13 protein-coding genes and 1 pseudogene are annotated in these 14,418 nt (G+C 59.4%); 7 read left to right on the top strand and 7 right to left on the bottom strand.

Features of this window, described 5'->3' with window-relative positions:
• Positions 1–34 precede the first annotated feature (34 nt).
• Together ACYVDM_RS11590 and gorA are read right to left on the bottom strand one after the other, a co-directional pair.
• Positions 35–1,162: a 3-deoxy-7-phosphoheptulonate synthase gene (locus ACYVDM_RS11590; RefSeq protein ID WP_460475388.1), complete on the bottom strand. Its 1,128-nt coding sequence runs from the start codon at positions 1,160–1,162 to the stop codon at positions 35–37.
• Positions 1,163–1,205: 43 nt separating this feature from the next.
• On the bottom strand, positions 1,206–2,564 hold the full coding sequence (gene gorA / locus ACYVDM_RS11595) for a glutathione-disulfide reductase (RefSeq protein WP_415787025.1): 1,359 nt from the start codon (positions 2,562–2,564) through the stop codon (positions 1,206–1,208).
• 187 nt (positions 2,565–2,751) lie between these two features.
• On the opposite strand from gorA, the gene ACYVDM_RS11600 reads away from it, so the two are divergent.
• Both ACYVDM_RS11600 and ACYVDM_RS11605 read left to right on the top strand, forming a co-directional pair.
• Entirely contained in the window at positions 2,752–3,048 is a 297-nt protein-coding gene (locus ACYVDM_RS11600) for a hypothetical protein (RefSeq protein ID WP_415785674.1), read from the top strand.
• An 18-nt stretch (positions 3,049–3,066) separates the two neighbouring features.
• Positions 3,067–3,756, top strand: a pseudogene (locus tag ACYVDM_RS11605) (GNAT family N-acetyltransferase); the annotation flags it as partial.
• A gap of 54 nt (positions 3,757–3,810) precedes the next feature.
• Here ACYVDM_RS11605 and ACYVDM_RS11610 read toward each other — a convergent pair.
• Positions 3,811–4,146, bottom strand: coding sequence for a thioredoxin domain-containing protein (locus ACYVDM_RS11610; protein ID WP_415785672.1), 336 nt, complete (start codon positions 4,144–4,146; stop codon positions 3,811–3,813).
• Positions 4,147–4,444: 298 nt separating this feature from the next.
• Here ACYVDM_RS11610 and ACYVDM_RS11615 point away from each other — a divergent pair, with 298 nt between their 5' ends.
• The 3 genes from ACYVDM_RS11615 (at position 4,445) to ppk2 (ending at position 7,948) form a co-directional block, all read left to right on the top strand.
• Positions 4,445–6,301, top strand: a complete 1,857-nt coding sequence (locus tag ACYVDM_RS11615; RefSeq protein WP_415785670.1) for a phosphoenolpyruvate carboxykinase (GTP) — start codon at positions 4,445–4,447, stop codon at positions 6,299–6,301.
• A 144-nt stretch (positions 6,302–6,445) separates the two neighbouring features.
• Positions 6,446–6,964: a DNA-deoxyinosine glycosylase gene (locus ACYVDM_RS11620; RefSeq protein ID WP_415785668.1), complete on the top strand. Its 519-nt coding sequence runs from the start codon at positions 6,446–6,448 to the stop codon at positions 6,962–6,964.
• 66 nt (positions 6,965–7,030) lie between these two features.
• Entirely contained in the window at positions 7,031–7,948 is a 918-nt protein-coding gene (gene ppk2 / locus ACYVDM_RS11625) for a polyphosphate kinase 2 (RefSeq protein ID WP_415785666.1), read from the top strand.
• A gap of 55 nt (positions 7,949–8,003) precedes the next feature.
• Here ppk2 and ACYVDM_RS11630 read toward each other — a convergent pair whose 3' ends face one another.
• On the bottom strand, positions 8,004–8,384 hold the full coding sequence (locus tag ACYVDM_RS11630; protein ID WP_415785664.1) for a tautomerase family protein: 381 nt from the start codon (positions 8,382–8,384) through the stop codon (positions 8,004–8,006).
• 95 nt (positions 8,385–8,479) lie between these two features.
• Here ACYVDM_RS11630 and ACYVDM_RS11635 point away from each other — a divergent pair, with 95 nt between their 5' ends.
• Complete coding sequence (locus ACYVDM_RS11635) at positions 8,480–9,337, top strand: LysR family transcriptional regulator (RefSeq protein ID WP_415785662.1); 858 nt, start codon at positions 8,480–8,482, stop codon at positions 9,335–9,337.
• A gap of 89 nt (positions 9,338–9,426) precedes the next feature.
• Here the strand turns inward: ACYVDM_RS11635 and ACYVDM_RS11640 are convergent, their stop codons facing one another.
• Together ACYVDM_RS11640 and ACYVDM_RS11645 are read right to left on the bottom strand one after the other, a co-directional pair.
• Positions 9,427–10,392 carry a 2-hydroxyacid dehydrogenase gene (locus tag ACYVDM_RS11640; protein ID WP_415785660.1) on the bottom strand — a complete coding sequence of 322 codons (966 nt, stop codon included), beginning with the start codon at positions 10,390–10,392 and terminating at the stop codon, positions 9,427–9,429.
• Between the two features lie 57 nt (positions 10,393–10,449).
• A complete protein-coding gene (locus tag ACYVDM_RS11645) occupies positions 10,450–11,445 on the bottom strand; it encodes a Bug family tripartite tricarboxylate transporter substrate binding protein (protein ID WP_415785658.1) in 996 nt (331 codons plus the stop codon).
• Between the two features lie 107 nt (positions 11,446–11,552).
• Between ACYVDM_RS11645 and ACYVDM_RS11650 the strand changes: the two genes are divergently transcribed.
• On the top strand, positions 11,553–12,497 hold the full coding sequence (locus ACYVDM_RS11650; protein ID WP_415785656.1) for a LysR family transcriptional regulator: 945 nt from the start codon (positions 11,553–11,555) through the stop codon (positions 12,495–12,497).
• 153 nt (positions 12,498–12,650) lie between these two features.
• On the opposite strand, the gene ACYVDM_RS11655 is transcribed toward ACYVDM_RS11650, so the two are convergent.
• Complete coding sequence (locus ACYVDM_RS11655; RefSeq protein WP_415785654.1) at positions 12,651–14,234, bottom strand: aldehyde dehydrogenase (NADP(+)); 1,584 nt, start codon at positions 14,232–14,234, stop codon at positions 12,651–12,653.
• Positions 14,235–14,418 lie beyond the last annotated feature (184 nt).

Below are 14,418 nucleotides of genomic sequence, written 5' to 3' on the forward strand. Positions count from 1 at the left end.
ATGTTGCGGAGAGTTACGCAGCGTTGCATCCCGATCAGACGGCTTGGCGTGCGCGACGTTGGCGCACGGCCTCGGCCAGACCGACGAGCACGGGCTCCGTTTGCGCCCAGCTCAGGCAGGCATCGGTAATGGACACGCCGTGACGCAACGTTACGCCGGGCTTCAGGTCCTGTCGGCCGGCTTCCAGGTGGCTTTCAATCATGACGCCGATGATGCGCTGATCGCCATTAGCGAGCTGAGTTCCGATATCACGCGCGACATCGATCTGACGCTCGTGCGATTTGTTGGAGTTCGCGTGCGAGCAGTCGATCATGACTTGTTCGCGCTGTCCGGCTGATTTGAGGGCAGCGCAACTGGCCTGAACATTGGCCGCATCATAGTTGGGGCCTTGTTTGCCACCGCGCAAGATGACATGGGTGTCGTCATTACCGCGCGTTTCAAAAATCGCGGCTACTCCCATCTTGGTCATACCCATGAAGGCGTGCTTGGCGCTGGCCGCGACGATGGCATCGGCGGCGACCTGCATGCTCCCATCCGTGCCATTTTTAAAGCCCAGCGGGCAGCTCAAGCCCGAGGCCAATTGACGATGACTGGGGCTTTCTGTGGTGCGCGCGCCAATGGCGCCCCAGGCGACCAGATCCGCAATGTACTGCGGGCTGAGCAGATCGAGAAACTCGGTGCCGATGGGCAGGCCCAGCGCGCCAATTTCCAGCAGCAATTCGCGTGCGCGGCGCAGGCCTTCGTTGATGCGGAAACTGCCGTCCAGGCGGGGGTCGTTGATATACCCCTTCCAGCCCACGGTGGTGCGCGGTTTTTCGAAGTACACGCGCATGACGATCAGCAGATCGTCGCTGAGCGACTGTGCAGTTTCTTTCAAATGGCGGGCGTACTCCAGGGCCTGGTCGTGATCGTGGATGGAACAGGGGCCTACGACGACGACGAGCCGGTCATCGCGACCATGAAGCACATCGGCAATGCGCACGCGCGCGTCTTCGACCAAGGCCAGCGTCGAATCGGGGATAGGCAATTCGTCCTGCAGCAGGGCTGGCGAAATCAGCGGGCGTACGGCATCGATCCGCACGTCATTGATACGAGTGGTGTCTTGGGTGGCGCCGGGCTCGCCGGCGTCACGGTCGTATAGTGGGGTGTTGCTGGGGGTCATAACAGTCTCAGGTGGCGGGGCTGCGCGATTATCGCATTCGAAATCACGCCTGAACGGGCGTACGCAGGGTGACGAACTCTTCGGCAGCCGTCGGATGGATGCCGATGGTTTCGTCAAACACCTGCTTGGTGGCGCCGGCTTTGAGCGCGACCGCCAGGCCTTGCATAATTTCGCCGGCGTCGGGCCCCACCATATGGCAGCCGAGTACACGGTCAGTGTCGGCATCCACGACCAGTTTCATGAGCGTCTTTTCCTGGATGTCGGTCAGCGTGAGCTTCATGGGACGAAAGCGGCTCTCGAAACGCTTGACGCGATAGCCGGCTTCGATCGCGGCCTCGGTGGTCAGACCAACCGTGCCGATATTGGGCAGGCTGAAGACGGCCGTGGGGATCAGGTTGTAATCGACCTTGTGGTATTCCGTGGGCTTGAACAGGCGGCGCGCCACGGCCATGCCTTCGGCCAGCGCGACGGGGGTGAGCGGTACGCGACCAATCACATCGCCGATGGCCAAAATGGACGGCTCGCTGGTCTGGTATTCGTCGTTGACCGCGATAAAGCCGTTGTCATCGAGCGTCACAGCCGTATTTTCGAGCCCCAGGTTATCGAGCATGGGGCGGCGGCCGGTGGCGTAAAACACGCAGTCGGTTTCGATGAGATCGCCATTCTTGAGGGTGGCCACCAGCGTACCGTCGTCGCGCTTGTCAATGCGGGCGATATCGGCATTAAAGCGCAGGTCCACGCCCTTTTTTATCAACTCGTCGCGCAGGTGCTCGCGCACACTGCCATCGAACCCGCGCAGGAATAGCTCGCGCCGGTATAGCTGGGTAGTTTGGGCACCCAAACCATTGAATATGGAGGCAAATTCGACGGCAATATAGCCACCGCCCACCACCACGATCCGACGTGGCAATGCCTTCAGAAAAAACGCCTCGTTCGAGGTGATCGCGTGCTCTTTGCCCGGGAGATCGGGGATCTGCGGCCACCCACCGGTCGCAACCAGGATGTGTTCGGCGGTGTGGCGTTCGCCATTGATCTCGACGGTATGAGGATCCACCAGACGGGCATGCCCCTCGTGCAAGGTGACGCCACTGTTGACCAGCAAATTGCGATAAATCCCGTTCAGGCGTTCGATCTCACGGTTTTTGTTGCCGATCAGGGTTGGCCAGTCAAAGCCGGGCGCGCCCACTGTCCAGCCAAAGCCGGACGCTTGCTCGAAGTCCTCGTGAAAATGTGCCCCGTAGACCAGCAGTTTTTTCGGCACGCATCCGACGTTGACGCAGGTGCCGCCCAGATAGCGGCTTTCCGCAACTGCTACGCGGGCGCCGAATCCGGCGGCAAAGCGTGCTGCGCGCACACCGCCTGAACCTGCGCCTATGACGTATAAGTCAAAATCGAAAGCCATCATTTTTCCTTGTTACGAGTCTTTCTGAAAAGAACGGGATGAAAGGGCTAATGTTAAACCGCAAATCGGCGGGTATCCTGCGACCTGGCCAGTTATTCCATAGGCACGGCGGTCATAGTTGAGATACATTCTGGCGGTGGCAGTGCCGGTTGAGGCTGCGTTCGGGGTGACCCTGTGATGAGAATGCATGCAGACAGAAAATAGTTTCTTCGGTTCGGTAGGCGCCATACTTGGCGAAGTAATCCGTGCCATCGTGTCCGGCATCCGTTATGTGTTTGGCGGATTCGGTTCGGCGATCGGCGATTTTTTTTCGGGATTGGCGGGCGCCTTGGGTATGAGTCCGTCGGTGTTCAATTTTGCGTTGTTGATTCTGGGCCTGCTGTTGTTCTGGGCTGCGATAAAAGCCTTCATTGGCCGCTCCATCGTGTCGGGCCTGTTCTGGCTGCTATTGGCAATGCTGTTATTGAGTGGATTGATTGGGTAGATCAAAAGGATCTTTGTGATGTCGACGAGTGCTGTGTCCGAACGCCCCGTGGGGGAGCCTGTACCGAACTGGGTCGCGCGTCCGCGGCCCGCACGCGAACCCATGGTTGGTCATTACTGCCGGCTGGAGCCGGTCGACGTCGAACGTCATGGCGCGGCGTTGTACGCCGCCTTTCGCCAGACGCCGGAGGATGCCGATTGGACGTACATGTTCGCCGGCCCGTTTCCCGACGAGGCCAGCTACCTGACGCATGCGCGCGCGATGCAGGCCTCTGAGGACCCACAGCACTTCGCGGTGATCGATCTGGCTAGCGGGCAGGCGGTGGGTACTTTGTCTTCCATGCGTATTGATCCGGCCAACGGGGTGATGGAGGTCGGCAATGTGGCCTATTCAGATTTGTTGAAGCGCACCCCGGCAGCGACCGAAGCCCAGTATCTCTTGATGTGCCGTGCGTTTGATCAATTGGGGTATCGCCGCTATGAATGGAAGTGCGATAGTTTGAATGGCCCGTCACGGGCTGCCGCGTTGCGCCTGGGATTTCAGTTCGAAGGGATCTTTCGCCAGGCGGTGGTGTACAAGGGGCGCAATCGCGACACGGCGTGGTTCTCGATCGTGGACGGCGAGTGGCCGGCCGTCCGCGAGGCGATGACGCAGTGGTTGGCGCCACACAATTTCGATGAGGCTGGCCGGCAGCGCCGTCGTCTTTCGGATTTGATCGCCGCGGTCCGGCCTGGCTGATCGTTCGTGCTACGGACCGGCGCCCTAGGGCAGCTCGGCGGGATAGCTATCGAGTGCCAGGCTGATTTGCTGACGTAAATCCCATTCGGCCAGCGAGGCATTGACCTGGCCGTAATAAGCCCCGTCGCGCGTCAGAAACAAGGCAGGTAAGTGAAAGACCTCGTAGCGCTCGACTAAGCCGCCGTTATCACCCGCATCAATCCAACACAGACGATCGACCGGCAAGTCCAGGTTGGGCAGTTGCTCGCGAGCGACCTTGCAGGTTGCGCACGTGCGGCTATGGAAGGCCAGTAGTGACGAGCCTGGCGCGTCCAGCAAATAGCGGTCGGCGGTACTGTCGTTGAGTTCGATTTGCTGCATGGAGAGTGCGCCAGTACGATTCGGCCCCCATCATATCGCTTTCTTGGGGTTTACCCTGCTGAGTGACCCGTTGTGTGATGAATGGAGTACCCTCACTACGCCGCGAGGCCGCGTCAGTGCTTGCGCGAGCGCCGATCAGTTATTGGGGACGCTACAGAAATACGATGTTGCATTCCCGACGCCTGGAATCGCTGCGTTGGCAATGCATGCAAGTAATATGACTGCGTTTAGAAAACATTTATGAAATGCGGGTCCCAGCGGGACCCGCATCGCCGTTTACATTTAGGAGATGGGCCTGATGAATAAGCCGTTCGACGGAGGAATCGCTTCGCTTAACGTTCCCGAATACGTCAAGCACCAGGGGCTGGTCGAGTGGGTGGCACGTGTGGCCGCGCTGACGAAACCAGACAATGTGGTCTGGTGTGATGGTTCCCAAGACGAGTACGACCGCTTGTGCGAGCAGATGGTGCAAGCCGGGACGCTGAAACGCCTGAACGCCGCGAAACGGCCTAATTCTTATCTCGGCTGCTCCGACCCCTCTGATGTAGCGCGTGTCGAAGACCGCACCTTTATTTGCTCCGAGCGTCCTGAAGATGCCGGGCCGACCAACAATTGGGCCGATCCCGCCGAAATGCGTGTGACGCTGGACGGCTTGTTTGACGGCGCGATGCGAGGCCGCACCCTGTACGTGGTGCCATTCTCGATGGGTCCGTTGGGCTCGGATATCGCGCACATCGGCATTGAGCTTTCCGACAGCCCGTATGTGGTGGTGAATATGCGCATCATGACCCGGATGGGTCGTGCTGTGTTTGACGTGCTGGGCACCGATGGTGAGTTTGTGCCGTGCGTGCATAGCGTGGGCAAGCCGCTGGCCGAGGGTGAGGCCGATGTCTCCTGGCCGTGCAACCCGACGAAGTACATTGTGCATTACCCGGAAACGCGTGAGATCTGGAGCTTTGGCTCCGGCTACGGCGGCAACGCGTTGTTGGGCAAGAAATGCTTTGCCTTGCGAATCGCATCGACGATGGGCCGCGACCAGGGGTGGTTGGCCGAGCACATGCTGATTTTGGGCGTGACCTCGCCCAAGGGGAAAAAATATCACGTGGCGGCGGCTTTTCCGTCGGCATGTGGCAAGACCAACTTTGCAATGTTGATCCCGCCCGAGGGCATGGACGGCTGGAAGGTCTCGACCGTGGGCGACGACATCGCCTGGATCAAGCCGGGTGCCGACGGACGTCTGCGAGCCATCAACCCCGAAGCGGGTTATTTCGGAGTGGCTCCTGGCACCAGCGAAAAAACCAACTTCAATGCGATGGCCACGCTGAAGTCCAACGTCATTTTCACCAACGTCGCCTTGACCGATGATGGCGACGTTTGGTGGGAAGGCATGACGGATACACCGCCGGACCACCTGATCGATTGGCAGGGACGGGACTGGACGCCGCAGATCGCCAAGGAAACCGGCCGCAAGGCGGCACACCCGAACGCACGCTTTACCGCGCCGGCCTCACAATGCCCGTCCATTGATCCCGAATGGGAAAACCCAGACGGGGTAGTCATTGACGCATTCATCTTCGGCGGGCGTCGTTCGACGACCGTGCCGTTGGTCACCGAAGCCCGCAATTGGGTCGAAGGTGTGTACATGGCGGCGACCATGGGCTCCGAGACCACTGCCGCGGCGGCAGGCCAGCAGGGCGTCGTGCGTCGCGATCCGTTCGCCATGTTGCCGTTCTGCGGCTACAACATGAGCGATTATTTCGGCCATTGGCTCAAGTTGGGCAAGCGCCTGCAGGACGCGGGTGCCGTGTTGCCGCATATTTATTGCGTGAACTGGTTCCGCAAAGGACCGGACGGCAAATTCGTGTGGCCCGGTTTTGGTGACAATATGCGTGTCCTGAAATGGATGCTGGGCCGTATCGACGGATCGGCCGGCGGCGCCGAGCAGGTATTCGGGGTTTCGCCCACCTATCAGGACATTGATTGGACCGGCCTGGAGTTCAGCCCCGATCAGTTCCAGCAAGTGATCTCGGTAGATGTGGCGTCGTGGCAGGACGAACTCGCCCTGCACGACACCCTGTTCCAGCAGTTGGCCCAGGGTTTGCCCAGCGAATTGCCCAAGGTGAAGTCGTCGATCGAAAATCGCCTGGCGGCCTGACGCCCGCCCGGTTGCGCTCGATGTAAACGGCCGGAAGGCCGCGACGCGGTCATCAGATTCTGACTGAATCTGATGACCGCGTTTGATATTGTGGACGGTGGATCGCCGACGCATCGTTGGCGATGGATGAAAGCGATTTTCCCCATGTCAGTTTCCCTTCGTGTGGTCGGCTTCGCCCCGCTGACAGCGCCTGACGCGCGCATCCTGGTATTGGGTTCAATGCCCGGTGTGGCCTCGTTGCGGCAGCAGCAGTATTACGCGCATCCGCGCAACGCTTTTTGGCCGATTGCCGCTGAGGTTTGCGGTTTTGAGGTCCAGGCGAGCTACGAGGCGCGATGTGCGGCATTGATGGCCTCGAGAATTGCGCTGTGGGATGTGCTGCAGGCCTGTGTGCGCCCGGGCAGCCTGGACGCCAGCATTGATATCACCAGCATCGTACCGAATGATTTTCAGGCCTTTCTGGATAACCATCCCTCCATTGTACGTATCTGTTTTAACGGCGCGAAAGCGGCCGCCATGTACCGGCGGCATGTGCTGCCCACGCTGACGACGCGCGATCTGCGGTATGTTGATCTGCCATCCACGAGCCCGGCCCATGCGGCCATGACGCGGCAAGATAAGCTGCGAGCATGGGGGTATGCACTGGCATTACCAGATGGTTGATCGGCCAGTGTCAAGAATTGTTCATCTGAACTGGCTACGCTGTCAAAAACGCGTAAGGAGCGTGCTATGAATCTTGATGATCGTGAAGAATTGCGACGCCGTATCGAAAACGATTTGCTCGACAGCCTGGATGAAGAGCTGGAACTGGAAATCGAGGATCGCACCTATGATTTGAACGCCGAAGGTGACGCGGTGGCACGGCAAGAGAGCCATGCGCAGCGCATATCGTATTTCCGTGAACTATTTCGCCTGCAGGGCGAACTGGTCAAGTTGCAGAACTGGGTCGCGGCGACCAAGCAAAAGGCGGTCATTATTTTTGAAGGGCGAGACGCGGCAGGCAAGGGCGGCGTGATCAAGCGGATTACGCAGCGCCTGAACCCTCGTGTCTGTCGGGTGGTGGCGCTACCCGCGCCCAACGATCGTGAACGCACGCAATGGTATTTCCAACGCTACGTGGCACACTTGCCCGCGGCGGGGGAACTGGTGTTGTTCGATCGCAGTTGGTACAACCGCGCCGGGGTAGAGCGCGTGATGGGATTTTGCACCGACGAGGAATACGACGAGTTCTTTCGGTCGGCGCCCGAATTCGAGCGCATGCTGGTGCGCTCGGGCATCAAGGTCATCAAGTACTGGTTCTCTATCACGGACGACGAGCAGCATTTGCGCTTTTTGGGTCGTATTCATGACCCGTTAAAGCAATGGAAGCTCAGCCCCATGGATCTGGAGTCGCGCCGCCGCTGGGAAGACTACACGCGAGTCAAGGAAACCATGCTGGACCATACGCATATTGCCGAGGCCCCATGGTGGGTGGTGCCTGCCGATATGAAAAAGCAGGCGCGGCTGAATTGCATCCATCATTTGCTGTCGCAGTTCCCCTACGAAGAGGTAGAGCGCTCCGAAGTCGTCTTGCCGGCACGCGTGCGCAATGAAGATTACATTCGCCATCCCGTGCCGCAGAGCATGATCGTCCCGCAACTGTACTAGTCTCGTTGCCTGCGAAACGATCCTCGCTTCGCAGGCATGGTTTCTGGGGTCGTTTTCACGCGTATTGCGCGAGTCCATGACCAAAAGACCAATTCTCTTTGGGGACCTCAACCAGATTGATAAACACGTCATCCGGTCGGATCCCCGGGTTATCTCCAAGTCGTTGGGCAATCCGGTGGAACAGGGCCTTTTTTTGCTCCAGGTCGCGGGTGTTGCTCACGGTGAGTTGGATGAACACCAGTTCGTCGCTTCGGGCGACGTTCATGTAAGACGCGTTGTAGCAAAAACTCGCCGCGTCATGTTCCGTCAGGAGCATGAATTGGTCGTTCTCGGGAACGTTGAACGTTTCGCGCAGTGCGAGGTAGACGTTGTCAAAGATCGCTTGTTTGTAGGCTGCGGTTTTGCCGGTGCGTAGGGAAATATTAACGAGTGGCATGGTGCGTTTTCTCCATGGGTCTCACGTGGGGGAATTGCTTACCATTATTCATTCTTTTATGTTATTTATACTTATTTCAATAATAAGAAATTTAAATGACTAGACAATCCCTGGACTTGGATGCGGTTAGGGCCTTCATCCGCATCGTCGAGCTCGGCAGTTTTACGCGCGCAGCAGAGGCCCTTAGGACGACTCAGGCCGCGATGAGCTTGAAGCTGAAGCGCCTCGAAGAAATGCTTGGATTTCGACTCGTTGAGCGCACACCACGATACGTGGAGATTTCGGCGCAGGGGGCGACTTTTCTTGAACTCGCACGCGAGCTATTGGAGGCACATGATCGCGCGCTCTCGGCATTCACCGGGGCGCGGCAACGTCTCACAATCGGCATCAGCGATCATGTTGCGGGGCCTGAACTCCCGGCATTGATCGCCCGCATGAATGCGCAAGATCCCGAACTGCTGATCGAGATTCGAATTGGGTCATCAGGGGATCTACTTCAAAGCTTTGATCGCCGAGAGTTGGATACGGTCTTCGTTCGTCAGCACGCTGATCGCAGCGACGGGAAGGTCCTGGCGCAAGAGTCATTCGGGTGGTTCGCCTCGCCAAATTGGCAGCGTCGCGCTAACGAGCCATTGCCACTGGCCACGCTTGCCGAGCCTTGTGGGGTACGTGCGATGGCGGGGAGGCTGCTTGATGACGCAGGGATACCGTGGCGAGAGGTTTTTGTTGGGGGCGGGGTGACCGCAGTCGCCGCGGCCGTAATGGCAGGAGTGGGAATTGCAGCATTGGCACCGCGGATGTTGCCCTTTGGCGCGGTGGACGTAGGCGCCAAGCTTGGACTGCCTGAGCTAGCCCGATTACCTGTCTTGCTGCACACCAGGGTCCATCGTGGTCGAGCGCATGAAGCGCTCGATGCGCTTTGCGCTGCGTTTCGTAGTGTGATCCGGTCCTGATTGTGCGTCGAAAACCGCAGCGTGCAGCGATGGCGACAGTCCTTAATGAAAATTCGAAATGCCGCCAAGCCCGTGGCAAGCACACGCCATCAGGTGACAGGCGTCAGCACCTGACGTCGTTTGAACCAACCCTCTAGATTGCTCAACGTTAAGTCCGCCATGGCTTGTCGCGTTTCTTGAGTGCCGCTCGCGAGATGCGGAAAAACGACCACTTGATCCATTTCCAGCAGTGCTGGCGGCACTTGGGGCTCGTGCTCGAACACATCCAGTCCCGCACCGGCGATGCGTCCATCTTGTAGAGCCTGCACTAACGCGGGTTCATCCACGACCGAACCACGTGCGACGTTGATCAGATAGCCATTCGCGCCCAGGGCATTGAGGACGGCCTCGTTGATCAGGTGACGCGTCTGCCCCCCGCCCGGCACGACGATCACGAGAAAATCGCTGTCTTGCGCCAACGAGATCAGATCGTCGTAATAGCGATAGTGATCCGGCACATCGTTGCGCGGGCGGCGGTTGTAATACGCGATGCTCATGTCGAACGCTTCGGCGCGCTTGGCGACTTGCAAGCCGATATTGCCCAAGCCGACGATACCGCAGCGCTTGCCGCTGGGTTTGATCGTCAACGGAAAGGATGCGTTTGGCCAGCGGCCATCGCGCACGAAGCGGTCTGCTTCGCAAAAGCGACGAGACACGTTCAGGATGAGCGCGAGTGCTGTATCCGCGACGCAGGCATTGAGCACATTGGGCGTATTCGTGACGACGATATTGCGCGCCTTGGCGGCATCGAGGTTGATGGTGTCGACGCCCACCCCCTGGCTGATGATGGCTTTCAGATTGGGCAGGCTTTCGATGAGTTCGCGCGATGCGCCGTGGCGCCCGCTGGTAACGATACCCTGCACGGATTTCCCTTGTGTTTGCAAAAACGCGGCTTGGTCTTTGAGTTCCCACCAGCGATGCAAACGGTAATGGCGCTCGGCGTGCGCCGTGATGGAGGCAGGCATAGGCCCGACCATCAATAGGTCGATGGAATCCGTGGCGACGGTATCAGTCATAAAAAATATCCAGCATAGAGGTAAGGTCCGCGCTAGCGATCGCGCAAGGGAAAAGCGCTATTGCGCCTGCAGGCCACGCGCCTTGATGATCTCGCCATAGCGCGCGCGTTCCGTCGCGGCGAGTTGCGCCAACTCTTCGGGTGTAGAGCCGTGTGCGCCGGCGCCTTGAGCCAATAGTTTTTCCTTGATAGCGTCTTCGTTGGCGACCTCACGAATCGCTTGCGACAGTTTGTCGATGATTGGCTGTGGCGTGCCCACGGGCACGAGCACGGCCGTCCAGGAGCCGCCCTGGGCGTTCTTGATACCGGCTTCGTCAATGGTGGGGACATCCGGCATCGCGGGCGAGCGTTCTTTGCCGGTGACGGCCAGCGCCCGTAGCTTGCCGGCCTGGACGAATGAATTCGTTTCGAGCACCGATGCAAATAGCATGTCGACACGGCCGCCCATCAAGTCGGCCATGGCGGGACCGCCGCCTTTGTAGGGAATGTGCAAGAGTTCAGTGCCGGTCGCCAATTGGAAAATTTCCGCGGTCAGATGCGGTGCGCCGCCGGTGCCCGAGCTCGCAAAAGTATGTTCGCCGGGTTTGGCTTTGGCCAGTGCGACCAGATCTTTCGCCGTCTTGACGTTGAGCGATGGCGGCACGACCAGCACAAAGGGCAAGTCCGAGAACAACGACACCGGCGCAAAGGCGGTGGCAGGGTCGGTCTTGAGCTTATAAATCCAGGGGTTGATGGCCAGCATGCCGGAATTGGCGAACAACAAGGTGTAGCCGTCGGGGTCTGCGCGCGATACAAGGTCGGCAGCGATTTGGCCGCCCGCACCGGCCTTGTTATCCACGACCACCGTTTGGCCCAGTACCTGGGCCAGGCGCTCGGACAGAATGCGTGCCGAGATGTCAGTGCCGCCGCCCGGCGAGAACGGTACAACCAGCGAAACGGGCCGGCTGGGATAGTCCGCCGCGGCATGGCCGGCCATGGGCATGCATGCCGCTATCGCCAGGGCCATGACACTCGCAATTTTGGTACGCAGCAGGGGTTTTCGTTTCGTTTTCATGTCTGTCTCCACAATGTCTGAAAATTATAGATTTCGATAGGCATTCAATACCTATTGAGCTACAAATAACATGGTCTAATACCTATATTGAATTAATAGGGGGTGTAATGGAGCTGCGTCAATTAGAGTGTTTTGTTGCAGTGGCTGAGGAATTGCACTTTGGTCGGGCAGCGGCGCGCTTGCGGATGACGCAACCGCCACTGAGTCGGCAGATTCAAATGCTGGAACAGCACCTCGGGGTGATGCTGCTGGAACGGCATAGCCGCAGCGTCAAGCTCACATCGGCAGGACAGCGTCTGCTGCGCGATGCCCGTCACCTGCTCGACTTCTCGGCACGGGCGGCCTTGGCGGCGCAGCGGGCAGCGCACGGCGAGGCCGGGCAATTGACGCTGGGATACACCGCAGTGGCGGCCTATCGGTTGATGCCGGCCTTGTTGATGCGCGCTCAGACGGTCTTGCCGGACGTCACAATCGAGTTGCGCGAAATGGTGTCCAGCGACTTGGGCCGGCAGTTGCTCGCGGGTGAGCTCGACGTGGCTTTGACTCGACATGTGCCGCCGCACCAAGGTCTGGAAAAACGCTTGATGGAGCGTGAGGCGCTCGTCCTGGCGTTGCCGCAGGGGTCGCCCCTGTCGGAAATGGAGTCGGTGCCGCTACGGGCATTGCATCACCAGCCGCTGATCTTATATTCGCCGGGCGACAGCCGGTATTTTCATGATCGGATTGTCGGAGCGTTCGGCTTGGCGAATGTGGCGCCGCGTTATGTTCAACGAGCCAGTCAGACACACACCCTGGTTGCGCTGGTTCGCGCGGGGTTGGGCTACGGTATCGTGCCAGACTCGGCACGCGAGCTGCATTTCGATGGCGTAGAGTTTCGTCCCATTGCACAGAAAAATTTGTACGCCGATATTTATTTGGCCTGGCGTCAGCAATCAGATAACCCCGCCGTCGACGCGTTCCTGGATCGCGTGGCGGAGCGTGATCGGGTGGACGATAGCGAGGATGGCGTGTCTCTGAAGGCTAGGCCTGAAAGCAAGTTAAGCGCAGCCTGAGGACAAAGAGAGACAGCAGGGCGACAAAGAAAGGGCACAAGGACGGCAAAGAGACGACAAACGGGGCGAAGACAGCCAATGCCATCTTCGCCCCGTTGTCGACGCTTCGTCGGCCGTATTAGCGCCTGATTTCGCTAGCCGCGCTCGTTGTGCTTACGGTTGTTGCGGCGTGCCGTCGACCAGACGCCACAGGCCCAGCGGGTTTGCCTGTTGGATGGCTTCGGGCAGCAGGGCATCGGGCAGGTCCTGATAGCACACCGGACGCAAGAAACGATCAATGGCCGTGGCGCCGACTGACGTGTACATCGTGTTCGACGTAGACGGGAACGGACCGCCGTGAACCATGGCATACGTGACCTCTACGCCCGTCGGGAACCCGTTGGCCAGGATACGGCCGGCCTTGCGTTCCAGTACGGGTACGAGGCTGCGTGCGGCCTCGACATCGCTGGCCTCGATTTGTAGCGTGCTGGTGAGCTGGCCTTCGAGATGCTCGGCCACCTCGCGCATTTCGGCCACGTCGCGTACGCGAATCAGCAGCGAGGCGGGACCGAAGACTTCGCTTTCGAGGGCCTTGTCTTGCAGGAAACGCTGGGCATCCGTGCGATACAGCACGGCTTGTGCGCTATTGGGCCGTCCTTCATTGCTTTGCCCTTGGGCAACGCAATCCACGCCGTCGAGGTTGCGCAGTTGTGCGACACCAGACTGATACGCATCGGCAATACCGGGCGTGAGCATGGTACCGGCGGGAGCTTGTTGCAGGGCCTCGGTGACGGCAGCCTCAAAGCGCTTGAGATCCGGACCATCGATCGCGATCAGCAGACCGGGGTTGGTGCAGAGTTGGCCGACGCTTCCCGTGAGCGAGGCCGCGAAGCCTTGTGCAATGCCTTCCGCACGTGCAGACAGGGCGCCTGGAAACAGGAATACCGGGTTGATGCTGCTCATCTCGGCATAAACCGGGATCGGCTCGGGGCGACCATTGGCAGTGCGAACCAGCGCCAGTCCGCCTTGGCGCGAGCCGGTAAAGCCAACCGCCTTGATGGCGGGATGCGCGACTAATGCATCACCCAAGGTGCGGCCCGCGCCAAACAGCAGCGAGAACACGCCCTCGGGCAGGTTATTGTCTTTGACGGCTTTCTGGATAGCACGGCCGACTAGCTCGGACAGGCCGGGGTGACCGCTGTGCGCCTTGACCACGACGGGGCAGCCGGCTGCCAGTGCGGATGCCGTGTCGCCGCCCGCGACGGAGAATGCCAGCGGGAAATTGCTGGCGCCAAACACGGCGACCGGACCCAGCGGTACGCGCGCCAAGCGCAGATCCGAGCGTGGCATCGGTTTGCGCTCGGGTTGCGCCGGGTCAATGGTGGCGTTCAAGAACAAACCATCACGCACCACTTTCGCGAACAAGCGCAACTGGCCGACGGTGCGACCGCGTTCACCTTGCAGGCGAGCCTCGGGCAGGCCGGTTTCGGCCATACCGCGCGCAATCAACTCATCGCCCACGGCCATGATGTTATCGGCAATGCTTTCCAGGAAATCCGCGCGCTGGCTCAGCGGTGCGGCGCGATAGGGATCGAACGCAGCCGCCGCGAGCGCGCAAGCGCGATCGACATCGTCCTTGCCGCCCAGACCGAATTCAGGTTCGATGGGTTCGTTTCGGGCGGGGTCAAACGCGCGCTGGGCGCCCTGTGTGCCGCGCACGGCGCCGGCGCCGATGAGCATGTCACCTGTGATGGACATGGATAGTCTCCTGATACTGGATGGGGGCGGTGTACCGAACGGATCCGCAACTTCAGTCTAGTATAGGGATAGAACCACTCCTGTTTCGAGTATCTTTGCCAATCCAGTCATAAAAAACATGAATTAATATAAATATTGAATGGTCTAAGCTAAATATTGAATCACCTAAACTAAATATTGAATG

It is taken from the genome of Bordetella tumulicola (genome assembly GCF_054779135.1).